Below are 24,068 nucleotides of genomic sequence, written 5' to 3' on the forward strand. Positions count from 1 at the left end.
TTATTCGGGTTTATGCGAAGTTCGTCTAAACGCAGAAGTCAAAGAGGGTAATTGTCGTAATTCCTACCGATTTGACTAAAGGCGCCAACGCCGACGTATTCGGTGTTGTTCGGGTTTATACGAAGTTCGTCTAAACGCGGAAGTCAAAGAGGGTAATTGTCGTAATTCCTACCGATTTGACTAAAGGCGCCAACGCCGGCGTATTCGGTGTTGCTCGGGTTTATACGAAGTTCGTCTAAACGCGGCTTCCCACCGAGCTTCGAAATTACGAATTTGACATTCGCTTGGTTTTCTGCTGCTTCGTTTGCCGGACGGCAATAGATCCCTCAAAATTCTTTCGTCCTGTAAGGCATTTTCAAAACAGCACCCCTGAGAAACCGCGGTAAAACCTAAAACCCCGTATCTCCAATACAGCATCGCTTTTTTCCTAACAAGGGCGCGAAAAAGTAGGAACTCACACAAAATAAATTCTCATCCAAAAAAACCCGAAATTAAGTCTCTTTTCTTTTTCTCGACGGTTTCCGATATAAAGAGCATGGAATCCAAAGACCTCAAGCCGGCCTGGAACTTGCAGAATGGGAGAAAAATTCTTCCCTATGTTTTACTTTTTTCCGGGATTATTCTGACTCTTTCCTTAGGATCCTTCGACGCGGGGGAACAAGGGATTCAAAACAATTTCTTCGGAAGGCTCGGATTCTATCTTTCTTACGGAATGTTTTTTATGTTCGGTGCAGCGTCCTTCCTTCCAGGACTTTTCGCGATCGGTCTCGGGTCCCTTCGTTTGGTAAAAGAGGAATTCGACCTTACGAACAGGTTATTCTCGCTTCCCGTTTTTTTATTTTGTTTTACCGTAACTCTTCAGGTGACCGGGCATGTATCCACGATTCCTTTTGCGTCTCAAGGCGGTTTTGTGGGACAGTTGCTTTCTTCCGGGTTGGAATTCATCTTCGGATCCACCGGAAAAATTCTCATCCACCTCGTTTTCTATTTCTACGGATTAATACTTTTGTTAAACGAATCCCCCCTTCATTTTTTGGGAAGAGTTCTCGGTACGGCCGGAGCAAAATACAAGGAAGGATTTCAATCCGGTTTCGGAAAGAGCGGAGCGAGTTTGGGAACCTTATTTCAATCCGCAGTGGAAAAAATTCAGAACAGAGAATCCAGTCCTCCCTGGTTTACTTCTCTCACGAGCGGAAACCATTCTCCGGAGGAACTCTTTCAACAAATGCATTCCCGCAAAAAAAATCCCGTTAGAAACGAACCCTCTCCTTTGCAGACCGCGCTTCATTCCACTTTCGGAAAAGAGGGAAGACTTTCGGATCTTCTCTCCAGAGTCGATTCGGGGTCGCTCGTATCTCAGGAAATTTCCCGGATTCGTTTTCAAAATCAAGGCGCGTTCTCCGGGAATTTCGAGGAAGAAGGAAAGGTCTTTCGTTTTCAATCGGTTTCTTCCGCTCTCTCGGAAAAAATCAGAGAGGAGAAAAGTTTTCAGGAGTCCTCATCCAGTTGGGAGATCATAGATTTTAGAACTTCGGAGAAGAACAATCCTTTTGCGAAAAAAGAAAAGACCATCTCGATGGTTTCTCCGAAAGAGGAAGAATCGGTTCATTCTTTTCAAAAAGAAGAAGAGGAAGATTGGATCGAAGATTCTTCGGAAGAAACGGAAGAGGAATTTTACGAAGACTCTTTGGATGAAGAAGAATCCGAGGAACGCGCATCGGAGGACGTATCCGAAGAATCCTCAGCGGAGGTCGCTGAAGTTTCGGAAGAAAAGACGTTTGTTTCCTTCTCTCCGATCTCAAAGTTGGTTCCAAGTTTTGAAAAGAAAGAATCAAAGTTGGAGCAGGGTCTTCCTTTTCCTCCGGTTACATTGATTCCCGAAGTAAAATTGAAACGTTCCATCTATCACGTTCCTCTAAAGAGTCTCAAGACAACGACCACAAAAATTCAGGATCCCCTTTTTAAGATCGAGTCGGACAAGGTCGCGAGGAAGATCGAAGAGATCATTCGTCAATACGGTTACGAATCTCAGGTCGTTTCTATGGAGAGAGGTCCGATCATCACTCGTTACGAGCTCACTCCTCCTCCAGGAGTCAAACTCGGTAGAATCACTTCTCTTGCCGACGAACTTCGTCTTTATCTGGCGGTGAAGAACATCCGGATCGTCGCTCCGATTCCCGGGAAGTCTACGATCGGAATAGAAGTTCCTAATACGATTCGAGAAGACGTCTTTCTCGGAGATATTCTGCATCAAAACTTGAGCCTGAGGCCGAAGAAGGATCTTTCGATTCTTATAGGAAAGGATATTTCCGGAAAGTTAGTCAGCATTGACTTGAACAAACTTCCTCATCTTCTTGTAGCGGGAACGACCGGTTCCGGAAAATCGGTTTGTTTAAATTCTATGATTTCCTCCCTTGTGGTTCACCTTTCTCCTGAGGAAGTCCGTTTTATAATGATCGATCCGAAGATGGTTGAACTTACTCTTTACGAGGATATTCCTCATCTTCTCATGCCGGTGATCACCGATCCGAAAAAGGCGACTCGCGCTTTGGCTTGGGCGATCCAAGAAATGGAAGCACGTTATCATTCCGTCTCGAAACTCAAGTGTAGAGATTTTAAAACCTACAACGAAAAAGTCGAACAAGGCGCGCACAGAGACGGATACAAGAAGATGCCTTATATCGTGATTTTTATAGACGAGCTCGCGGATCTTATGATGGTTTCCGGAAAAGATCTCGAAGACGCGATTACAAGAATCACTCAGAAATCCCGAGCGGTCGGGATCCATTTGATCATGGCGACACAACGTCCTTCTGTGGACGTGATTACCGGACTTATTAAAGCGAACTGTCCGGCGAGGATGGCGTTTCACGTCGCGCAGAAGACGGATTCTAAAATTATCTTAGATCAGAACGGAGCCGAATCTCTTCTTGGAAAAGGAGACTTTCTCTACAAGTCTCCAACCGCCGCGGACCTCGTGAGAATTCAGTCGCCTTATGTTTCCGAAGAGGAGATCGAGAAGATCGTGGAAGAAGCGAGGAAGTTCGGAAAACCTTCTTACGTGGATTTCGATTTGGACGAGGAGCCGGAAAGCGCTACGATCGATGAAGAGGATGAAGAACTCTTCGAGCAGGCTTGGGAGATCGTTCGTTCCGATCGGAAGGCTTCCGCGAGTTATCTTCAGAGAAGAATGAGGATCGGTTATAACAAAGCGGCCCGACTTATGGAACTTATGGAGGAGCGCGGCTATGTGAGCGCGCAGATCGGCTCGAAGGGACGAGAGATTCTCAAGTAAAAAAGAACGGGGGAAGGAGTTCCTACGCTGTGGAGTTCGGGAAGTCGATATCTCGCTTTCCGATCGAGTTCTGAAGGGGGAAGTCTCCCCCTCGCTTCAGCCGCTTCGCGTCTTACGCTACCCCCTCGCCGGGAAATCTTTCCGGAAAGGATCCCGGACCTTGTATTTTTGAAGAGAAGTGTAGGAGCTACCACTTTTTCATTTCAGTTCCTATGGCAAAGGGGGCTGAAGGAAAGAACCTCAATGATCGGAAACGTAAAAGAAATATCTCGGATTGCATTTTAATCTTCTGGAAATCCTGTGATTGGATAGATCGAGGTGAAGAATATATCTGTAATCCTTGTGAAATGTGGGAGCTCCTTGATTCATCGTCTTGACAATAGAATCTCCGACCTCAGATTCTTCCAGATACAAGAGATAGTTGAAGAGAAAACAACGAGAAACCCCATGAGTTTGGGCTAAAACTCCCAAAAGAACCCAACTTTCTATTCCAATCCGGACATTGATCTTTTTCATTTTTCTTTTTCCGGGACTTGATTGATACAAGGTCGTCTCCGCCCTTTTTCCCAAACGTCGTGAGGAAGATAGAAACTTTCCATAACGTTTCAAGAGAATGGGGATTCTCTTAGGAAGAATTCTTCTCTCTTTCTCCGGATAACGTAAAAGGGTCCTTTCCGGAATGAGAAGAGTAACGACGTTTGTTCGATTTCCCCGGAGGCGTGATTGAATGAGTTGATCCCCGTTGAGCAATAATATTCCCATACCTCTTTCGGTTCCGGGAAGAATCGCCAAGGAGCCTTCGTTTGAATGAAAATTTCGGAAACGGAAAAAAAGCGAATCTTCTCTTTCGCCCTCCCTCCGTGAATTGAGCGAAGATCTCAACTGAACCCGTGTGCCATGGGAACTCTCACAAATTCCCTCCACAAAAAAGTCCACCCAGTCCTCGGCCGCACCCGGGCTTTCCTCCTTCGAAAGTCCCATAGGAGTTCCAACACCCCCGGTCGCACCGAAATTCCTCGGAACCGCGCCGGCTCTAATTTTAGAAAGTGACAAGGTTCCCAATGCGTCCGAAGGTAGTAAAAAAATCCCGGGAGATCCGGTTTTTCTCATGAAAAAAACAATCATTCTCTCCTTTTGTTTCTCATTTCTAATCTTAGAATCCGCTCTTTGGGCGCAACCCGCGCACAACTGGAATTCTCCTTCCGAAGTCGTAAAACAGGTGAAGAAGAAGTTTAGCGATCTGAATTCCTACAAAGCCGATTTTCAGATTCAAACCGTCTCCAATAAAAAGAGTAAAAATATGAGAGGAGTCTGCCTCTATAAAAAGGGTGGAAGAATCCGCTATCAATTCAGCGATCCTTCCGGCGACGAGATCGTTTCCGACGGAAAAACTCTCCACATCTACATCGCTCGACTGAATGCGGTCGGAAAACAGGATCTTACATTAAATAAATCGAATAAATCAGGACCGATCTTCTCCAGTTTTACCGACGAAGGTCTTTCTCGGATTTTTAGAAAGTATCACTATAAGTTCGATTCCATCGAACAACCTCAAACTTCTCCGAAAGACGGAAGAAAATACTTTGTTCTCAATTTAGAACAAAGAGAAAAGGTCGGAGGTTTCGAGACGATGCTTCTCTACGTGGATGCAGAAAGTTATTTTATTCAAAAAGCCGTGGCGAGCGACGGAAGAGGAAAGGAAACTACAGTAGAATTTTCTAATATAGAAATCAATCCCGATTTGGAAGACGGTCAGTTCAATTTTCACATAAGCGGAAACGCAAAAATCGTAAACAACCCTCTTGTGTCGGAACAATAACCAAAGTCCGAGAAAGGAGCGAAAACATTGAATCAGAAAAGAGTAGGACAAATTCTCCGCGAAGCGAGAGAAGAAAAAAAGCTAAGCGTAAAAGACGTAGCCAAAGAAACCAACATTTCCGTAAAATATATCCTCGCACTTGAAACCGAGGACTATTCCCAATTCCCGGGCGAAACGTTCACCATGGGATTCTTAAAAAACTACGGAAGTTATCTGAAACTCGACACTGGGCAGCTGATCAACTTGTATCGAGGAGAAAAGATAGAAGAATCGCAAGCCCCTCTCGAAGAACTCACGCGTCCCACAACTTCTTATTATTCTAAGATCAACGTGGATAAGAATAAGATCTTTACGATCGCGGCAGTTCTTGTCATTCTCATCTGCGCGTATATCATCATCGACGTAGCGACCGATTCTTCTTCCGGCGACGACGCGGTGGAAGAATCCGGTAAAAAACTCGACATTCCCGAAAACATCGACTTCTCTTCCAGATCGATTCCGGATAACAGAAGCGAATCCTTTATCCTCACCCCGGATAAGGGAGTCAGTTTTTCGGTCAGCAACCAACAGTGTAAACTTTTCATCGATTCCGTGGAAAAGGGCGGCGCCGTAAACACCGCGGTTCTTGCGTTCAACGTCTATCCCGAACTCACGGTATATAAATTCCGATTGAGCGAAGGTCAGGAAAAGGTCTTAAGTTATACGATTCCCGAAATTTCCAGCCTCAGACGCAACGTAAGAATCATAACCCAGGCCGTAACTGAAAATTCCGCAAAGGTTTTAGTAACGTTAAGCGAAGAAGAACAAAAACCGGAAAGCGCTGTCGACACGACAAAGACGTTAGGCGACGTTCCGATCCAAGTGACTCTTTTTTTCAGCAAAGCGAGTTACGCTGAGTTCATCATCGACGGACAGATGGGATTCAGAGGTCTTGTGCAAGCGGGTGAGAATCGAAGCCTGGAAGCAAAGGATCGTCTCGAACTGAAAGTGGGAGACGGATCCGCGGTGGAAATGATTCAGAACGGAAAACCGAAGATCACGTTGGGACGTCCCGGAAAACTCGTAAAGAAGATCTTCGTCAAAACGCAAAACCCCTATGATAGTACACAATCCGTCATCAGGGAGTTGGGAGAATAGAATTTCTTGGAAAAGAAATTCTTCATCACAACACTAGGATGTCCGAAGAACACTGCGGACTCCATGAGTATGCATCATTCTCTTCTGGAAGAGGGATTTGTTCCCGCGACGCTTCCGGAAGAATCCGATTTTCATTTTATCAACACCTGCACTTTTATACAGTCCGCCACCGAAGAAACGATTCAGACCATTCTTTCCGCGGCGCAGGTCAAAAAACAAAACCACCAAAAACTCGTAGTCGTCGGATGTTTTGCGGAACGTTATCCGGATAATATCAGCGCGGAAATTCCCGAAGTGGATTTGTTTTTCGGAACCGGAAAATACAACCAAGCGGGAAAACTTCTCAGGGAAAAATTCCCGGAACTTTCTCCTCCAAAATTAGAATTCAACGAAGACATTCTCGAAAGACTGAAACTTTCTGCGGGGATCGAAAACTATTCCAAACCGTACGCATACGTAAAAGTGTCGGACGGTTGCAATCGAGGTTGTTCCTTTTGTATCATTCCTTCCTTTCGAGGAAAGTTCAAAGAATCTCCGATCGAAGACATCATCCGAGACTCGAACCGCGCGATCCGGGCCGGAGCCAAAGAGATCTGTCTCGTTTCCCAGGACACGGTTTATTACGGAAGGGATTCCGAAGTTCTTCTGGAGATGGTCCGTAAGGTTTCCGAAATCGAATCCCTCAAGATTCTAAGATTGTTGTATTTGTATCCCGATAAGAAGACGGAAAAACTCATCCGCCTCATGGGTCAAACTCCGAAGATCGCGCCTTATCTGGAATCTCCGCTGCAACACGTATCTTCTAAAATCCTAAAGAGCATGAACCGCGCGGGTGAGAGTTCCTACTTTAAGGATTTGTTTTCTCTCGCGAGAGAAGTCAAACCCGGTCTCGAAATCCGGACTTCGTTTATCATCGGTTATCCGGGAGAAGAACCGGATGACGTGGATCAGGTTCTTCGTTTTATCGAAGAGACAAGACCCGAAAAGGTGAACTTATTTTCTTATTCTCCGCAGGAAGGAACTAAAGGCGCCGAGGTCAAACAGACCGTATCCGAAAAGGAAAAATCGAAGCGAATCAATCTCATTCGGGACGCGCACCTTGCGATTTTGGAGGAGATTCACGAATCTCGAATCGGCCGAACCTACGACGCGATCGTCGACAATATTGAAGACGGTCAGGCGGTTGTAAGAAGACTTCAGGACGCTCCGGAAATGGACGAGGTCGTTTACGTGGACGATCCTTCTTTGGTTCCCGGAACTCTTGGAAAAGTCAGGATCGATTCTTTTTACGAGTATGACATGAACGGAACCTGGGTTTCCCAATGAACAAAGCTATTTTCAATATTCCTAATATTCTTACGATGCTCCGCGTGGCCGCGGTTCCTTTTTTTGTCTGGTTTTTATTTCAGAAGGAATTGGAATATCATATAGCCGCTTTGATTCTTTTTATCGCGGCTTCTTTGACGGACCTCGTCGACGGTTATCTCGCCCGTAAATGGAACCAGGAAACCGAGTTCGGTAAATTTTTGGATCCTCTCGCCGACAAGATCATCGTGACCGGATGTTTTGTGACGTTTATCTTTTTACAGGAACAGATCGAATTTTGGATGGTTTGTCTGATCATCGGAAGAGACATGCTCATCACGAGTCTTCGTTATCTTGCGATCCGCCAGGGACAATCGATCCGAACGACGATGCTCGGAAAAGTAAAGACCGTCTTTCAGATGGGAGCGATCGTTCTGATTCTTGTCTTTTTTGTTCTCGTTTCGAGTAAGAAAAGAATTCTGATCAACGAAGCCTACGCATCGGGAAAGGCGTCCGGTCTCACCGTATTCGAGATCGCGACCGGAAATGCGATTTACTTTTTTCAAAACCTAAACAGGAACACAACCTTGGGAGATATCATCTTCGGTCTCGGCGCCTTTGTTCCCTATTGGGGAATGCTCATAACTACCGCGATCACCGTGTTCTCAGGAATACGTTATATGGTATCCAACAGCCAAGTTCTTTATCTCTCTAATATCAAAAGGATGTTTCAGAAAAGTGGAACCAAGAGCAGCCGTTCTTAAACTGATCGATCGAAAGCACCTCACTTCCGAAGAAGCGGAGTCTTTTCTAAATCACGTCATGAAAGGAGAAGTTTCCGAAATTCTTCTTTCTTCATTTCTAACCGCGATGAGAGCCAACGGAGAATCCGTGGACGAGGTTCTCGGTTGCACCTTGGCCCTTCGCAAAAACGCGCTTCGGCCCAAGACCGTATTTCCCTTCGACCTTTTGGATACCTGCGGAACCGGCGGGGACGGGCAGGGGACGATCAATATCAGCACCCTTTCCGCGATCACACTCGCTTCTTTGGGAATCAAGGTCGCCAAACACGGAAACAGATCGGTTTCTTCTCACACGGGATCGAGCGATATTCTTACGAGACTCGGGTACAAAACCGAAAAGACGCAAGAAGAAGTGGAGGAGCATCTGATCTCTCAGGGCTTCACGTTTCTCTTTGCACCGATGTGGCATCCTTCCATGAAATATGCGGGTCCGGTCCGAAAGGAATTGGGTTTTCGGACCGTCTTCAATATGATCGGTCCTCTTTCCAATCCGTTTTCCCCTCAGTATCAGATCATCGGGGTTTACCAGCCCGAACTTATGGAACTGTTTATCAAGGTCTTACAGGCCCTCGGTTTGAAACGGGCGATGGTTTGTCATTCTCGGGACGGTTTGGATGAGTTTTCGATCTTTTCGATCACGGATTATTCTTTTCTGGAGAATGGGGTCATCAGCCGTCATTCTTTTGATCCTTCTTTCTTAAAACTGCCGACATTAAAGAAAGAAGAAGTCTACGCTTCTTCCTCCGATCACGCAGAAGCCTTGGCGAGAAGGGTGTTGCAGGGGGAAGAGATCGCGGGATCGTACGCGGTGGCTTTGAATGCGGGAGCGGGACTTTTTGTGATGGGAAAAGCCTCGAGTATCGAAGAAGGATACAAAACCGCTCTGGAAGCGATTCTTTCGGGAAAAACAAAGAAGTATTTCGAAGATTTAATTTCCAAAGGGTAAACGAGAAAAATACTGGTTAGAATCCTCTATCCAATCTAAACAGGGAATTAGAAATGACTCTGAATTCAATGATACTACTTCAATTGGCGCAAGCCGCCGGAGACGGAGACAAATCTCCTTTCTCCACGTTACTCTTGATTCCAATCATGCTCGTGATCATGTATTTTCTCGTGATTCGTCCGCAAAGAAGCGAAGAGAAAAAACGCAAAGAGATGATCGAAAGCCTTAAAAAAGGAGACGAGGTCGTTACTTCCTCCGGGATTCACGGCAAAGTTGTGGAAATCAAAGACAACAACGAAGTTGTAGTTTTAAATATCGCAAAGGATACAAACGTTTCCTTTACTGCCAGCACAGTTCTTAAAAAGAAACAAGCGGACAAATGAAAAAAGCTGCGGTCTTCATTCTAATCTTTCTATTTCTTGGGAATTCCGTTTTGTTTTCCCAGGACGGGGAAGAAATCGACTTCCTCGAAAAGGTTGCCGAACCGAAAAAGACCGTCAGCAAAAAGTCTTCCAATTCGACGTCGTCTTCTTCCGTAAAAACTTCCAAGAAGAAAGAGAAGAAAAAGTCCAAGAAGAAAAAATCGAAAAAGTCCTCCACGTCTCCTCAGAACCCAGAGAATTCCAAAAAGAACGTGGAACCTTCGAACAACGGAGAAGAATCCTCGAACTCCGGAAACAATTCTCAGAACAATTCGAATTCATCCAATTCTTCGAATACGAATTCGCAGACGAGAGAATCTTCTTCTCGTAACGTGGAAGAACAACAACTCGCCGGCTCATCCAAAGTGGATCTGGGAGATCTTCCAAAACCGTATTGGGTAAACGAAGAAGTCAAAGTAAAACCTTCCGGGCTTCCGGGTTATACCGCCCCGTCGGAACCTGAAAAATCCGAGCAAGGTCCTTCTTTTCAAAACCGCCTTTCCGACATACTCAAGTTAGGCGAAGATAAGAAAAAGGAAGAAGAGAAAAAGAAAGTTCAGGAAGGACAGAAGTCAGGTTCCTTTACCGGATTTATCTCCGATTACAAAAAGCCCATCATCATTGTAGTATTTATTTTATTATTTGCTTTGTATCGATTGAAAGCGGGAAAATCGCGCGGAAGTTCCGGTCGCAGATCCCCGGTGACGATCAATAAAATGAGAAGAGACTAGGAGTTCCCCTTTGAAATCTGCGACATGGATTTTCCTGCCGCTCGCCATTATTTTAGCGGCCACAGTAATATTGTATCCCAACTTCGCTCAGAGAGAGTTGGAGCTTGCGGTAAAAAAAGAATTTGCATCCCTTCCGGAAGAGCAAAAAAAAGAGATCCTTTCCAAGTTTGAAAAACGCTGGAACTCGGAATACAAACAATCCGATTGGGTCATCTCGCCTTCTCCTCTCGAATTAAAAAACGAATCCTTTCTTTTGGTGAAGGGAAGATTTGTAACTTCCGCAAAGATCAATCAGATCTCTCAGGAAAATCCGGAACTCATCCTCGAAGCAAAGAACAGGCTACGACCCACTCTCGTGGAAGAATGGATCACAAAGGGACGTCCTCTTACGATCAAACTCGGTCTCGACTTACAAGGTGGGATGAGGGTCGCGATGAAAGGGGACTTCGAAGACTACGCTTCGAAACTTCGTGAAAGTTATATTAAAGAAATCGAAAATTTAAAGAAGACCGTAACCGATCCTTCTTCCGATGAAAAAGAAAAGAAAAAAGCGAAGGATCGACTGGAAGAAATCGAAAGTTATTTCGAACTTTCTCCAAGCCGCAAACTTTTGGAACTCGAGAAGGCGAAACTCATCATAGACAATCGTCTCACGAGCCAAAACTTGACCGAGCCGCAGGTTCGGATTCAAAAAGATCAGGATTCCATTGAGGTTTCCCTTCCCGGTGTGACCAATTCTTCACAGATTCTGGAAATCATCCAGAACACGGAAACCGTGGAATATCGTCTGGAAGAACCCGAAAATTCGGCGGGGAACGGAGTCACGTATGCTTCGATCATTCAACAGGAAGAAAACAAACTTCTGGAAGCCGGCAAAAGAGAAGAAACGGATATCGTTAAATATCAGAATATCGTAAAACAGAAACTCGGAAAAGCGGAACAGGATCGATTCCTACAATCGCTCGAAGACAAGTATAAGATTCCAAAAGATAAATACAGAGTTTTTGCATATTGGAAACGGGGAAACAGTCAAAATTCTCCGCAGCTTCCGAGAAACTTCATCGTTCTTGAAAAGGCGATCGCTCTTGATGGAAGGGACATGAGGGACGCAAGACCGGCGTTTGAAAACAATTCTTTCGGTTATATCGTTTCGTTTACTCTTACGAGCAGCGGAGCCGAAAAGTTTTTCGAAATCACTTCTCAGAACAAGGGAAGAAATCTCGCGATCGTCTGGGGAGACAAGGTAGTTTCAGCGCCGACGATCCGAGGCGCGATCGCCGGTGGTATGGCGCAGATCGACGGTTCTTTTACAAAAGACGAAGCCGTGGATCTTGCGAACGTAATCAGTGAAGGGGCGCTTCCGATCCCGCTTCGGGTTTTGGAGATGAGATTTATCGGACCGACGCTCGGGATCGAATCGATCGAAGTCGGTATCAAGGCCGTCGGAATCGGATTCATTCTCGTGATGCTCTATATGCTTTTGATTTACAGACTCTCCGGAATGGTCGCAAACATCGCTCTTTTTGCAAACATCATCATCCTGAGCGCTCTTCTTTCTTTGATGGGATTTACGCTCACGCTTCCCGGTTTTGCGGGGATCATCCTCACGGTCGGTATGGCGGTGGACGCTAACGTGATCATCTACGAAAGAATCAAGGAAGAATTGATGGCAGGGAAGTCCGCGTCCGTCGCCGTCGCCCAGGGTTTTGACAACGCTTTTTGGACGATCATCGACAGTAACGTGACTACGTTGATTTCCGGAATTCTCATGATCCGTCTCGGAAACGGACCGATCAAAGGATTTGCGATCACACTTTGTTGGGGTATCGTTACTTCTCTTTTTACGTCCTTATTCCTGAGTCGTCTGATCATGGATCTTTTGGTCAATAAGCTGGGAGTTCAAAAGCTCCAGATCGGCTTTAAAAAATTGGAGTCTTAAGAATGTTTGATTTTATAAAATATAAATACGTTTCTATCGGCGCTTCAATCGCCCTGATTTTTTTCGGATTCGGTTATACGTTCGCGGTCCACGGCGGATTTGCAAACTCTCTCGATTTCAACGGCGGACTCAGAACCGTGATCGAGTTCGATAAGAGCGTGGATCGAAAAAAATTGGAAACCTATTTTGCAGACAATAAGATCGAAGCGGTTCTTTTGCTGTTGGAAAAAGAGAAGAATCACTTTCAGATCGATATCGGACTCGGTTCCGTCGACGCGATTCTGCAAAAATACAAAGAGAAGAACGGTTTAAAAGCGGAAGACAAAGTGGACGTTTCCGCAATCGACGCATTGATCTCCATCTTAAGCGCTGACTTCGGAATCAATAAGGGCCAGGTATTGAGCGCCAATCAGGTAGGAGCCGTAGTAGGCGGAGAATTGTCTTCCACAGGGGTGACGCTTCTCGGACTCACGATGGCGATCATTCTTGCCTATATCAGTTTTCGATTTCAGTTTAAGTTCGCTTTGGGAGCGATTATCGCTCTTACGCACGACTTAGTCCTGACCATCGCCTTTATCGGATTCTTTCAGATTAAACCGAGCGTCCCGATCATCGCGGCGCTATTGACGTTGCTCGGATATTCGATCAACGATACGATCGTAGTCTTTGACAGAATTCGCGAGAATGCCGCGGGCAAACTGAATGAAACTTTCGGACAAACGATCAATTCTTCGATCAATCAGACGTTGGGAAGAACGTTTAACACTTCTTTTGCGACTTTGATTTCGATCGTCGCGATCATCATCGGAGGAGCGACTGAACTTTTCGACTTTGCTTACGTGCTTACCTTCGGGATCGTGATAGGAACGTATTCTTCGATATTCATAGCGGCTCCGCTGGTCGATATCTACGATCACGTTTCAAGAAGGATTCGCGCCTGATGTCTCTCCTCCCGGAATCTTTTCGGGAGGAATTGTGCAAGCTTGCCTTTCTCTCCACGGGCGAAAGTTCTCCGAACCCGCCCGTCTCCTGTCTCATCACAAACGCAGACAACACTAAAATTTTAGCGCAGGGAAGAACTTCTCCCACCGGCGGACCACACGCGGAAAGAAACGCATATTCCGACTTTCTAAAGAACGAAGATTCCGCAATTCCGCATAACGTATGGGTGACTCTTGAGCCTTGTACACATCACGGAAAAACCCCTCCCTGTATCGATTTAATCTTGGAGAACAGACCGAAAACCCTATATTACGGATGGAAAGATTCCAATCCATTGGTCAAAGCCGAAAACGGACTGGAAGAATGCCGAAGACAGGGAATCCAGGTCGTACAAGATCCGGACTTACAAAGGATCGCGGAAGAAAGTCTTTTCGGATTTTCGTCCCGAATCGAGACTCAAAATCCATCGATGATCATCAAGACAGCGGTTTCAAAAGAGGGATTTTTCGCTTCCAAAGATAAAAGTAGAACTCAACTTTCCGGAAAACAATCCTCCTATTACGCTTCCTTGCTCAGAGCCAAATGCGACGCGGTTCTTGTCGGACCGGGGACGATGTTTTACGACAATCCCGGATTGGATTTCCGGTTTTCAAATGAAGAATTTACAAATTCAAAACGAATTCTTACGAAAGAGGTTTCGAAGAATCGGACCGGAGCCTCGGCTCTGATTCGAAACGTTTTGAAATACGGACTCGACACGGACGTCCAAAGGATTCACGGAGTTTTTGAAAACGCTTATCAACCGTATCGAGTATTTATTATATTCGAAGAAAAGAATATAACCGAAGAATTTTTGGAAAAACAAAAACGGATCAATCAAAAATTCGGCTCTCGAAAATGCGTGTTTTTCATCAAAAAAGATTCGCATATCGGATCGAAAACAAAGGAAGAATTGAAATCCCTTTCCGAAAAAGAATTATTTTCGGCGGATTCCGAGTTTCTTGCCGACGAAGTATTGATAATTCTCGCGCAGATCGGAGTGAATCTTCTTCTCGTAGAAGGCGGAAATCTGATTTACGAAAAATTTCAGTCTAAGATGAAAACGAACGACGCAGTTTTAAAAATACAAACTCAAGTTTCCATTCCGGACGGAATCCATCCGAAGATAAATACGGAAGGTTTGGAGTTGCTCTGGAAGGCGGAGTTGGAAGAAGATCTCTGGGAGGTGCACAGATGTTTACGGGACTCGTAGAAACGACCGGTACGATTTTAGAAATCAAAGACACGACGGACGGAAAGGATTTTCTTGTGGAAACGACTTGGGTTCAACCCGATCTAAAAATCGGAGATTCCATATCCGTAAACGGATGTTGTCAGACCGTGACCGAGTTCACCGATCAGGGAAGTCGATTTCGATTCTATTCCAGTTTTAAAACCTTGGAACTAACAAACTTTGGAAACCTAAAATTAGGAGAGGAAGTGAACCTGGAAAGGAGCGCCTTGCCTACGACTCGTCTGGGCGGACATCTGGTGAGCGGTCATGTCGACGGAACCGGAACCATTCTTAAAAAAGAAGAAAGGGAAGGCGGAACCGTCGTCAGCTATACTTTGAAAAACGATTCTTCTTTCTCCAAATACATCGCGCCTCGGGGAAGTATTACCGTGGACGGAATTTCTCTGACCGTTGTGGATTCCAGACCGGAAGAATTCGATCTCGTCCTGATTCCGGAAACTCTCAAAAAAACAAACGCAAAGTCCTGGAAGCCTGGCACGATTCTCAATTTAGAAATCGATCTTGTCGCTCGCTACTTGGAACAACTCCTAAAATATAAATAGTTTAGAATTCGAACTATTTGAGGCGAAATCTGGATTTGATTCCGAAGATTTAAGTTTCTGTAGCCAAATTTCAGTCCAATAGAAGAGATGGTAACTAAGAGCTATGATCAAACCCATTGAGAACGCAATCGAAGAAATCAAATCCGGAAGAATGATCATTCTTGTGGATTCCGAAGATAGGGAAAACGAGGGAGATCTCGTAGTCGCGGCCGAATTTGCGGATAAGGAAAAGATCAACTTTATGGCAACCTATGGTCGAGGGTTGATCTGTATGCCGATGGAAGGCGAGAGATTGAAGAAGATCGGCCTCAATCGGATGGTGGATGATTATTCTCTGGGGGATAAACACGGAACCGCATTTACGGTTTCTGTGGACGCAAAACACGGCACCTCAACGGGAATTTCGGCTCAAGATAGAGCGATTACGGTCCAAGCGTTGTTGGACGAAAAAACGGTCGCGGGAGATTTGGCGAGACCCGGTCATTTGTTTCCTTTGCAAGCGGTCCCAGGCGGCGTCTTGAGAAGGGCGGGGCATACGGAAGCCGCAGTGGACCTTTCAAAACTTTCCGGACTTTATCCCGCGGGCGTGATTTGTGAGATCATGAACGACGACGGAACGATGGCTCGTCTTCCGGACTTGGAAAAATTTGCGGAAAAACACGGGCTCAATATTTATACGATCGAAGATCTTATCCGGTATAGAAGGGCAAAAGAGAATCTGATCCGTTTGGAAGTGGAATCCAAACTTCCGACCGAATACGGAGAATTTACGATCCGAGCTTATTCGACTTTGATCGACGATAAGATTCACGTTGCGTTGATCAAAGGGGAAATCAAAAAAGAAGAGACAGCGATGGTTCGCGTTCACAGCGAATGTTTGACGGGAGATATTTTCTCGAGCAATCGCTGCGACTGCGGTCCTCAACTTCACGCTTCATTGGAAATGATCGCCAAAGAAGGTAGAGGTGTTCTTCTTTATATGAGACAGGAAGGACGCGGAATCGGTCTGATCAATAAATTAAAGGCTTATAATATTCAAGATAAGGGATATGATACGGTGGAAGCGAACGAAAAACTCGGCTTTGCGCCGGATTTGAGGGACTACGGAATCGGCGCGCAAATCCTGAGAGAAATCGGAATCGGGAAGATGAAAATTCTCACCAACAATCCGAGAAAGATCGTAGGGTTGGAAGGTTACGGCCTCGAAGTTGTGGAAAGAATCCCGATCGAAATTCAACCCGGTTCGGATAATCACGGTTATCTGCTGACAAAAAAATTGAAGTTGGGGCATATATTAGGTTTAGGTTGAACTCTTAGAAAGGGTTTGTTGGAGTTCCGACAAGGGTTTGTGATATAGATTATTTTTAATTTAATTAGAATTTTCCGACGGAAGTGATGCCTGCCCGAGGTTTTCACACCATTAAGATCAGAATGAACTTTACAGAGAATGTTGGAAGAAGGATTTGGAATCAACACAGGTTCGGATGGGACTTTTTATAGGAGTTCCCACACCCAAAACTTTTTACTTGCAAAAATCTTGATTTTCTGATAGAGCAAAACCACCCGGAGCTTTTCCACCACCCACCCCGCCACCCAAAATCAGGGCGGGGCGCCGCGAGACTTTCACGGAAAAAGACGTCGGAGTTCCGACAATCTTCTCATTTTAGTGGTTCTAAATTCTTATCTACTTCCTGAACTTTTTTCTCAAATTTTGAAACAAAATTCCCCCGTAATAAACAAGAACGCTCGCGATGATCGCAAAAGGAAGAATCCATAACAAATAGTAACTCAGTTGTAAAAAGGCGTTTAAGATTCCGACAAATGCGTTTCTGTATTCGGGAACTTCAATCGCATCCGGAGGAGCGGGTGTTCCGAAGTTCACGGCGATCGTCGCCCAGCTTACTCTGTCTTTGATCTTCCAAGTTTCTTGTTCCGCGAGATCCAATTCGTCCTCGCTTCTCTCGATCGATTCTTCGATCACTTCCCAGTTTTTTGAAGCCGCGCCTATTTGCTGATTGGCATTGTTTCTTCTCGAAAGACGGATCTTTTCGCGCGTCGTTTTCCGTTTCTGCCAGACCATTCCTTCGGTGTGATCGATCGTCGATATGTCTTCCGAGATCAAAACCCCGAGTTTGTCTAGATCCAAAAGCGCTTCGTATAATTTCGCTGAACGAACGTGCATCCGTACGCTCATATACGGAGTTTTGGAATTGATCGCGGAGCTGCTTTCTAAGTATCCGTATTTTGCGATGTAGTCCAAGAGTTCCTTTCTAGTCTTAACCAGATCCGTACAAGTATAAGAAAGTTGAATGTTATATTCCAATAACCTTTCGGTGGAAGCAGAGATCGGCGCGAAAACTTTTCCAAGCTGATCGTCGGTTTTATCGAACGTATCCTTGAGATTTCTTTCTTCCTTTTCACTCGAGACTTTTTTTGCGTCTTCGGAAGGCGGCATGGGCGAACCCAGTTGTCCGGAAACATCGGCGCTTCTCATCGCGGTTTTTTCGGTTTCACCCGAACTACCTTCGGCGTTGGAATCTTTCTTTTTACCGCAGGCGACAAACGCGGCGATACAAAGCGCGAGTAAGAATAAAATCGTTTTTTTCAAGGTTATTTCTCCGGATTCGAAGTGCTTTCAAATTCTTTAACATACGAAAGGACCGAAATTTTCCCTTAAAAGGTTCCAATTGCAACCTTAAAACAGAATGAATCGATAAGCTTTTTCTTATACGATCGGAGGGAATGAACTTCCAATCAAAAGGAAGGAACGACTCGAGTTAAGGAGCGACTCGAGTTAAGGAGCGACTCTGAACTTTTTCCAAGAAGAATCGGGATTCTTTTCAAATACGATTCGGTCGTGAAGTCTGCTCGCTCTTCCTTGCCAGAACTCGATTCTTTCCGGAGTAACCGCATAACCGCCCCAGTGATCCGGAAGTTCCACTTCCTTTCCCTCGAATTGTGATGAGAATTTTTGAAATCGCTCTTCTAAAAATTTCCGATCCGGAATCACTTGACTTTGAGGCGAAGAGTGCGCGCCGATCTGAGATTCTCTCGGTCTCGAGTGAAAGTATTCTTCCGATTCTTCTTTGGAAATTTTTTTCACGTTTCCTTCGATTCGAATCTGGCGTTCCAGTTCCGGCCAAAAGAAAACGAGACAGGCTCTCGGATTTTCATCCAATTCTTTTCCCTTTCTGCTCTCATAATTCGTAAAGAACAGAAAGGCATTTTCCGCGATTCCCTTTAAAAGAACGGTCCTTGCGTCCGGTTTCCCGTCCTTCGACGCGGTCGCCAATGTCATCGCGTTGACTTCGAAAACTTCGGATAAGACGGCTTCTTGAAACCATTTTTGAAAGAATACGACAGGGTCGTCTCCGGTATCGGCGATCTCCAAAGAAGAACGAGTGTAACTGTTTCGAATGTCAGCGATTTTTGAGGTCATAGTTCTTAACTTCAAAAAGTATTCTCGCGTGAAAAGTAAAAGTAAAAATTAGAATTCCGAATTTCATTTTTAGGAATTCTTTACTGTTCGTTAAGGAATATTTCCTTTAATAAAAATTGTTAAACGAAAAACATAAGTCCCGATCCAAAAATTCGGATTCTAAGATTAAAGAATTTCGATTACGATGAGGGTTAGATCGTCCTGGATCGGGGAACCTTGTAAGAATTCGTCGAGATCGTTCTGAATTTTTGAAAGTTGAATTTCGGGTGTTGATAGATCCGAAGAACGGATCGATCCCAAAAAACGGGTTTCCCCGTATTCGCTTTTTCCGGAATTGAATTGTTCGTAGATCCCGTCCGTAAAAAGAAAAATTCTATCTCCCGTTCGGATCTTTATTTTTTCGGAATAATATTCGTAGTCTTTTTTCAAACCCAAGATCGCCCCCGTTTTGTGCATCAACTCGAAGTTTCCGTTTCTGGAAAGAATTTGTGCGGGATGTCCCGCGGAGGAATATTCCAGAGTATGAGTCTTCACGTTGATGTCGGCTACGATACAAGTGAGATAAAGAGTTTTGAACTTTTCAAGAATCACAAAGTTCAATTCTTTCAAAAGATCCGCCGGGGATTTATGGACTTTTTTCAAATGTTCGTATTCGCTTTTGATCGCCATTGTTATGAGCGCCGCTTGAACTCCGTGGCCCGTCGCATCGGCCACAAAAAAACGGTAAACTCCGGGTTTCAATTCGAATAGATCGTAAAAATCTCCGCCGACCTCGTCCATCGGCTGATAGGAAACGGAATATAAAATACCAGCGAGTACGGGATGTTCCGGAAGAATGCTCCTCTGAATTTTTTTGGAATAGAGAAGATCCTTTCGGATGATCTTTAAGGATTGCATCAATTCCTGAGTTCTTGATTCCACTTTTTTTTCCAACTCTGAATTCAAACGCGTGATGTCCTCGTATAGTTTAGCATTTTCTAATGAAATCGCCGCTTGAGAGGAAAGGATCTCGAGAATCTCCAATCTATGTTCGTCGAAAACTCCGTATGTGAGGCGATTCTCCAGATAAAGAACGCTCAGAATTTTCCCCTGTTTTGTGATCGGAAGACAAAGGAGAGATTTCGGTTGTTGAATCGCGATATAAGAATTGAGAGAATACAGGGATTCTTTCGATGCGTTTCCCAAAAGGATTCTCTGACCGGAACGATAACAATAGTAAACGAGTTCGACCGGAAGAAGTTCGGCGGAGGCGTCTAACGCTAACGGTTCGGGAAGGATGTTCTCCGATTCTTCGATGTCCTGTCCTGTTTCCACGTAGAGTCCGTTGTGTCTGGGAAGAATCAAAAACCCTCTCGTGGCGCCGGCGTTTTCCATGATGGTTCGCATCAATTTTTTTAGGAGCTCGTCCTGTTCTATGATTCCAGAAATGGATTGAGAAGATTTGAGCACGCTCCTCAGATCCAGATTTTCCGCAGACTTCAAAATCGTATCCAACAAGGTTTCTTCTCTCGTATGCAATAAGAATTCGGTTTCGTCGTCGAGTTGATCCCGTTTTGCCTGGATAAGATCCGCTTTTTTTACCGCACCCCAGGAACGATATTGTTTTTGTGCGACCTTTAAGAGATAGTTTCCGTATTGTTTTCTTCCCCTGGAAATTTCCCAGAGTCCGGCGTGTTCGTTTACGATCGCCTTTCTCAGATTGTTTTCGGATTTGGAAAGGGAAAGAATTGATTTTTCAAAGAAGGATTCCGCCCTTTTGAAGTTTCCCTTAAAAACTGAATATTCTGCTTTTAGAATATAGTATTGCGCCATAAAATTGACCGGGTAAACTTTGGACCAGGTTTTGAAAAGGGAAACGGAACCCCGCAAAAACAAACGGTCGGCCCAGGATATTTTTTTCCCGTTTTGAAACGAACGGATCAAATGTAAGGATCTGTAGAACCTATATTCGGAATAGATAAAGATGGTTCTTGATCTTTCCAAATCCTCTTTGAACCTTGCAAAGATCTTCAAACCTTGCTCCCATTCTCCGTGAAGATAGGTTTCTTTTCCTCTTAAAACCGCGTACCAAGCGAAGGCGGTTCCATTGCCGCAAGGAACGAGGATTTTATCCTCGAAGGTTTCCAGGGAAACATTCTCGTCCTTATAAACGGCTTTCGGATTTTCGGTTTCCAACCTTCGGATAAAATAATCGGAACTAGCAAGAACTACGTGGATGATTTCGTAGTTTAGACTTTCGCCTCGTTTCGCGTCCTTGGTGAGAATTTCACGATAACTTTCCGAATTTTCGGAATGATACAATTGATATATCGAATGTGAAATGAGCGAAAACGCCGCCCAAAGATAATCTCCGTATTGGATACTCTTTTGATAAGCGTCTTCCGCTAATAAGACAAGTTTTGAAAACGGATTCTGGAAATAATCCAGGAGCATGTTTTTCCCCAGTAAAAATCTCCCTTTTAAACGATCCGAAGGAAAAATTTCCAGGATTCGTTCTCCTAATCTCCAATAACGAAGCGAGGTCTGAAAGTTACCAGTCACCGCGAAAACGAGGGAACCGAAGCCGGCGTAACCGAAAAAACTCACGGAAGAATTTCCTTCTTTGAGGGTGATGTTCATCAGTTTCAAAAATAAGAATACGAAAAGTTTGCTATCGAAGTGTTTGCCATAGTTCAACATGTTCGTGAGAATGTTGATCACTTCGATCTTATACGGATTCAGATTTTTCTTCGCCTTTTCCAAGACCTCGGGACTTCTTCCTCTCTGAAAATATACCATCTTCAAAAATTCAAAAAGGAGAATCAGAATTCCGGGTTTTTCGGGAAAGTCTTCGCCCATGGATTGAAGCGCTTTGATTCCGATCTTATACGCTCCTTCGAGATCGTTCTTGATGTTCATGACTTCCAATTGCATCAGACGAACGTCCGCGATTTCGATCCGGTCGTTTAAATGATCCAATAAAACCTGAACTACCGCTTCCGCTTCGGAAGTTTTGGAAAGGAAGTAGGCGGACTCCGCAAGGGATTTATAAATCTGAACCGTTCGATCTTTTTTTTCGATCCAAGATTCTTCCGTTATCCTTTTTTTGAGAAGGGAGAATAGCGAATAAGCGGTGTTAAACGCCGCTGAAAGTTTCGCCGCATTTCCGGCGAGAAGGATGTAGTGGACAAATACGTCGACTTCTTCTTTTGAGTCGATAATTTTCTGAGCTCGGATCAGATGATTTGCGATTTCCGGAATTCTTTCCTGTTTGGAAGATTTTCGATCGCGGTCGATGAGAATCCAAGCCAAACTTTTATGAATCTCCGATCTGTCTTTCTGAGCGATCGATTCTCCGATCACTTGGTTGATCTTATCATGAGAAAATCGGAATGTGATTTCCTCGAAGACCGAATCTTGAGATCTTTCCTCTTCTGTTCCGCTTTTTAGAATTTGAAGAATTGGATAAAGACTTATCTGAGATTCTTGAAAGATGATGATGCCGCGTTTGATACATTCTCGAATTCCGCTTTCGATGATTTCCGGAGCGTCGCGGAAATAAAGAAAAAGGGTCCCCAGATCGAAAAGCCCTCCGATACAAGCCGCGACCTTTAAGAATCTTTGTGTTTCCTCCGGAAGTCTTTTGATTTCTTCGGTGAGAAGGTCGAGAACGTTTTCAGTTACGGTCTTTTTGATGATGCGGTCCCAATCCAGACTCCAGATTCCGGAAGCCTTCTGATACTGTATAAAGGATTCGGTATATAACGTATTGAAGAATTGATTGAGGAAGAACGGGTTTCCGTTCGTTTTTTGGTAAAGAATATCCGTCAGTTTTTCGCTGTCTTCCCGCTCGAGATCCAAACTGTCGGAAACGAAATTATGGATCATATTCCGATCGAGAGGTTTTAAGGAAATTTCCTGCAAAAGAATTTCCGAACTAAGCAATTTATTTCTAAACTGATTCAAGAAAGCCTCGTTTTCCTCGTCGTTTCTGCAGATGAATACGAAAAGCATTCCCTCCCAATCCGTTTGTCTTGAGAAAAATTCGATAAGAGCTATGGAAGCCGGATCCGCCCATTGGATATCGTCTAACACAAGTAAGGCGGGACTTCTCCGATTGAAACAGATGGAAAGAAACCGGAGAATCACGACGAATAAGAACTGATCGTCCTTTTGACTCGGAGGCTCCGGCGATTCCGAGGATATTCCGATCAAATTCCTGATTTCAGGGATGAGTTGAACGAGAAGATCGACGTTTTCCCCCAAGGTATCTCTGATCCCTTTTCGTAAACTCTGGATTTCATATTCGGATTGAGTCAGAAGGTGATTGGAAAGCTCGACAAGGATTTGTCTAAGCGCGTAGTAGGGGATTTCTTTTTTATCTTCGTCGAACTTGCCTTTAAAAATTCTCAAAGCGTTGAAATCGGTCGCAAAAATTGAATCCATCACCAGAGATGTTTTGCCCGTTCCGGATCTTCCCTTGATAAGAATCGAGGCCCGAACTCCGGCGTAGATGGAGGCGATCGAATCCTCTATGATCTTCTTCTCCTTGTCCCTTCCGTATAACTTTTCGGTGATTCTAAATTTATCTTTTTTTTCGGCGGAAGCGGGAATGAAATCCAGAATGCTCTGGCTCGAACGGATCGAGTCGTATAAAATTTTGAGATCGTTGGAGAGAGTTTCCAAAGCGAAATAACGTTCTTCCGGCATCTTGGAAAGAAGTTTCATCACTAGGTTCGAAATCTGAACCGGAACTTCCTTTTTTTTGGAATGAACCGGAACGGGAACCCTAGCGATATGAGAGTGTATGATCTCGAGCGGATCGTTGGATTCGAACGGAGGTTTGCCGGTAAGAATCTGATAAAAGAGCGCGCCGAGAGAATATCCGTCGGATCGAAAATCGACAGTACGGTTCATTCTTCCTGTCCTTTCGGGAGAACAATAGGCGAGTAACGCGGGCGATATTTGAAGCGGGGCGAGATTTCCTTTTTCACCGATGAGCAGGGACGAAGACCCGAGCCAAGCCAGCTTCGACTTGCCCGAGTTGGAATCGTAAAAGAAAGAATTAGGGCTGATCTGGTTGTGAAGAATTCCCTTCGAATGAAGCGCGACTAGGTTTTCGGTGATTGAAATCGCGATCTGAAGAAATTCCTGAATCGGAAGCGAGCTAACTTTTTTTAGATGATCTCCGAGTAAGGACGATTCTATGTTTTCGTAGACGAGGCAATACTTATCTTGAATTCTTAAAAGTCGACTGGGTTTCAGAATCTGATCGCTTTCGATCAGCTTTCCGATTTCGTATTCGTTCAGAAAGTAGAACGAATCCTCTTCTTTAAATTTCTCCTTTTGAATACGAAGAATTTTCGTATCGGATTCTTCCTCTAAAATCCCTCTGCAGATAGTGGATACATGGTCTTCTAATATTATTTCCCGTATCCGATAGGAAGAAGACCTAGGTTCCGTTCGAAAAGACAT

General features: G+C 44.6%; 17 protein-coding genes. 13 read left to right on the forward strand and 4 right to left on the reverse strand.

What is annotated here, in order from left to right; translation table 11 throughout:
- Positions 1-535 precede the first annotated feature (535 nt).
- Positions 536-3,295, forward strand: a complete 2,760-nt coding sequence (locus CH376_RS09170; protein WP_100785609.1) for an FtsK/SpoIIIE family DNA translocase — start codon at positions 536-538, stop codon at positions 3,293-3,295.
- 240 nt (positions 3,296-3,535) lie between these two features.
- On the opposite strand, the gene CH376_RS09175 is transcribed toward CH376_RS09170, so the two are convergent.
- Positions 3,536-4,057: a DUF1564 domain-containing protein gene (locus CH376_RS09175; RefSeq protein ID WP_100785657.1), complete on the reverse strand. Its 522-nt coding sequence runs from the start codon at positions 4,055-4,057 to the stop codon at positions 3,536-3,538.
- Between the two features lie 346 nt (positions 4,058-4,403).
- On the opposite strand from CH376_RS09175, the gene CH376_RS09180 reads away from it, so the two are divergent.
- From CH376_RS09180 to CH376_RS09235, 12 genes are all read left to right on the forward strand, one after another.
- Complete coding sequence (locus CH376_RS09180) at positions 4,404-5,114, forward strand: LolA family protein (protein ID WP_243394723.1); 711 nt, start codon at positions 4,404-4,406, stop codon at positions 5,112-5,114.
- A 27-nt stretch (positions 5,115-5,141) separates the two neighbouring features.
- A complete protein-coding gene (locus CH376_RS09185) occupies positions 5,142-6,251 on the forward strand; it encodes a helix-turn-helix domain-containing protein (RefSeq protein WP_100785607.1) in 1,110 nt (369 codons plus the stop codon).
- Positions 6,252-6,257: 6 nt separating this feature from the next.
- On the forward strand, positions 6,258-7,577 hold the full coding sequence (gene rimO / locus CH376_RS09190; RefSeq protein WP_100785606.1) for a 30S ribosomal protein S12 methylthiotransferase RimO: 1,320 nt from the start codon (positions 6,258-6,260) through the stop codon (positions 7,575-7,577).
- Entirely contained in the window at positions 7,574-8,320 is a 747-nt protein-coding gene (gene pgsA, locus CH376_RS09195; RefSeq protein ID WP_100785605.1) for a CDP-diacylglycerol--glycerol-3-phosphate 3-phosphatidyltransferase, read from the forward strand. The genes rimO and pgsA overlap by 4 nt, the downstream gene beginning before the upstream one ends.
- A complete protein-coding gene (gene trpD, locus CH376_RS09200; RefSeq protein ID WP_100785604.1) occupies positions 8,295-9,305 on the forward strand; it encodes an anthranilate phosphoribosyltransferase in 1,011 nt (336 codons plus the stop codon). The genes pgsA and trpD overlap by 26 nt, the downstream gene beginning before the upstream one ends.
- Positions 9,306-9,364: 59 nt before the next feature.
- Positions 9,365-9,688, forward strand: a complete 324-nt coding sequence (gene yajC / locus CH376_RS09205; protein ID WP_207767178.1) for a preprotein translocase subunit YajC — start codon at positions 9,365-9,367, stop codon at positions 9,686-9,688.
- Complete coding sequence (locus CH376_RS09210) at positions 9,685-10,458, forward strand: SRP-less Sec system protein (RefSeq protein WP_100785602.1); 774 nt, start codon at positions 9,685-9,687, stop codon at positions 10,456-10,458. The genes yajC and CH376_RS09210 overlap by 4 nt, the downstream gene beginning before the upstream one ends.
- A 10-nt stretch (positions 10,459-10,468) precedes the next feature.
- Complete coding sequence (gene secD / locus CH376_RS09215; RefSeq protein ID WP_100785601.1) at positions 10,469-12,397, forward strand: protein translocase subunit SecD; 1,929 nt, start codon at positions 10,469-10,471, stop codon at positions 12,395-12,397.
- A 2-nt stretch (positions 12,398-12,399) separates the two neighbouring features.
- A complete protein-coding gene (gene secF / locus CH376_RS09220; protein WP_100788060.1) occupies positions 12,400-13,338 on the forward strand; it encodes a protein translocase subunit SecF in 939 nt (312 codons plus the stop codon).
- A complete protein-coding gene (ribD, locus tag CH376_RS09225) occupies positions 13,338-14,591 on the forward strand; it encodes a bifunctional diaminohydroxyphosphoribosylaminopyrimidine deaminase/5-amino-6-(5-phosphoribosylamino)uracil reductase RibD (RefSeq protein ID WP_100785599.1) in 1,254 nt (417 codons plus the stop codon). Before secF ends, ribD begins: the two co-directional genes overlap by 1 nt.
- Positions 14,573-15,175, forward strand: a complete 603-nt coding sequence (locus CH376_RS09230) for a riboflavin synthase (protein WP_100785598.1) — start codon at positions 14,573-14,575, stop codon at positions 15,173-15,175. The genes ribD and CH376_RS09230 overlap by 19 nt, the downstream gene beginning before the upstream one ends.
- A gap of 103 nt (positions 15,176-15,278) precedes the next feature.
- The gene (locus CH376_RS09235; protein ID WP_100785597.1) at positions 15,279-16,484 is read left to right on the forward strand and encodes a bifunctional 3,4-dihydroxy-2-butanone-4-phosphate synthase/GTP cyclohydrolase II; all 1,206 of its coding nucleotides are present in this window, start codon (positions 15,279-15,281) and stop codon (positions 16,482-16,484) included.
- Positions 16,485-16,859: 375 nt separating this feature from the next.
- Here the strand turns inward: CH376_RS09235 and CH376_RS09240 are convergent, their stop codons facing one another.
- From CH376_RS09240 to CH376_RS09250, 3 genes are all read right to left on the reverse strand, one after another.
- Positions 16,860-17,783: a DUF4349 domain-containing protein gene (locus tag CH376_RS09240; RefSeq protein WP_100785596.1), complete on the reverse strand. Its 924-nt coding sequence runs from the start codon at positions 17,781-17,783 to the stop codon at positions 16,860-16,862.
- A 186-nt stretch (positions 17,784-17,969) separates the two neighbouring features.
- Positions 17,970-18,614 (reverse strand): pyridoxamine 5'-phosphate oxidase, encoded by a 645-nt coding sequence (gene pdxH / locus CH376_RS09245; protein ID WP_100785595.1) that lies wholly within the window; start codon positions 18,612-18,614, stop codon positions 17,970-17,972.
- Between the two features lie 165 nt (positions 18,615-18,779).
- On the reverse strand, positions 18,780-24,068 hold the full coding sequence (locus CH376_RS09250; protein ID WP_100785594.1) for a trifunctional serine/threonine-protein kinase/ATP-binding protein/SpoIIE family protein phosphatase: 5,289 nt from the start codon (positions 24,066-24,068) through the stop codon (positions 18,780-18,782).

The organism is Leptospira adleri, from assembly GCF_002811985.1.
GTDB classification, from domain to species: Bacteria; Spirochaetota; Leptospiria; order Leptospirales; family Leptospiraceae; genus Leptospira; species Leptospira adleri.

Excerpts from the sequence above, each read along its gene's own strand:
- CH376_RS09170 (WP_100785609.1), top strand. The coding sequence starts at position 536 with ATGGAATCCAAAGACCTCAAGCCGGCCTGGAACTTGCAGAATGGGAGA.
- CH376_RS09175 (WP_100785657.1), bottom strand. The coding sequence starts at position 4,057 with ATGGGAATATTATTGCTCAACGGGGATCAACTCATTCAATCACGCCTC.
- CH376_RS09180 (WP_243394723.1), top strand. The coding sequence starts at position 4,404 with ATGAAAAAAACAATCATTCTCTCCTTTTGTTTCTCATTTCTAATCTTA.
- pgsA (WP_100785605.1), top strand. The coding sequence starts at position 7,574 with ATGAACAAAGCTATTTTCAATATTCCTAATATTCTTACGATGCTCCGC.
- CH376_RS09210 (WP_100785602.1), top strand. The coding sequence starts at position 9,685 with ATGAAAAAAGCTGCGGTCTTCATTCTAATCTTTCTATTTCTTGGGAAT.
- secF (WP_100788060.1), top strand. The coding sequence starts at position 12,400 with ATGTTTGATTTTATAAAATATAAATACGTTTCTATCGGCGCTTCAATC.
- ribD (WP_100785599.1), top strand. The coding sequence starts at position 13,338 with ATGTCTCTCCTCCCGGAATCTTTTCGGGAGGAATTGTGCAAGCTTGCC.
- CH376_RS09230 (WP_100785598.1), top strand. The coding sequence starts at position 14,573 with ATGTTTACGGGACTCGTAGAAACGACCGGTACGATTTTAGAAATCAAA.
- CH376_RS09235 (WP_100785597.1), top strand. The coding sequence starts at position 15,279 with ATGATCAAACCCATTGAGAACGCAATCGAAGAAATCAAATCCGGAAGA.
- pdxH (WP_100785595.1), bottom strand. The coding sequence starts at position 18,614 with ATGACCTCAAAAATCGCTGACATTCGAAACAGTTACACTCGTTCTTCT.
- CH376_RS09250 (WP_100785594.1), bottom strand. The coding sequence starts at position 24,068 with ATGTCTTTTCGAACGGAACCTAGGTCTTCTTCCTATCGGATACGGGAA.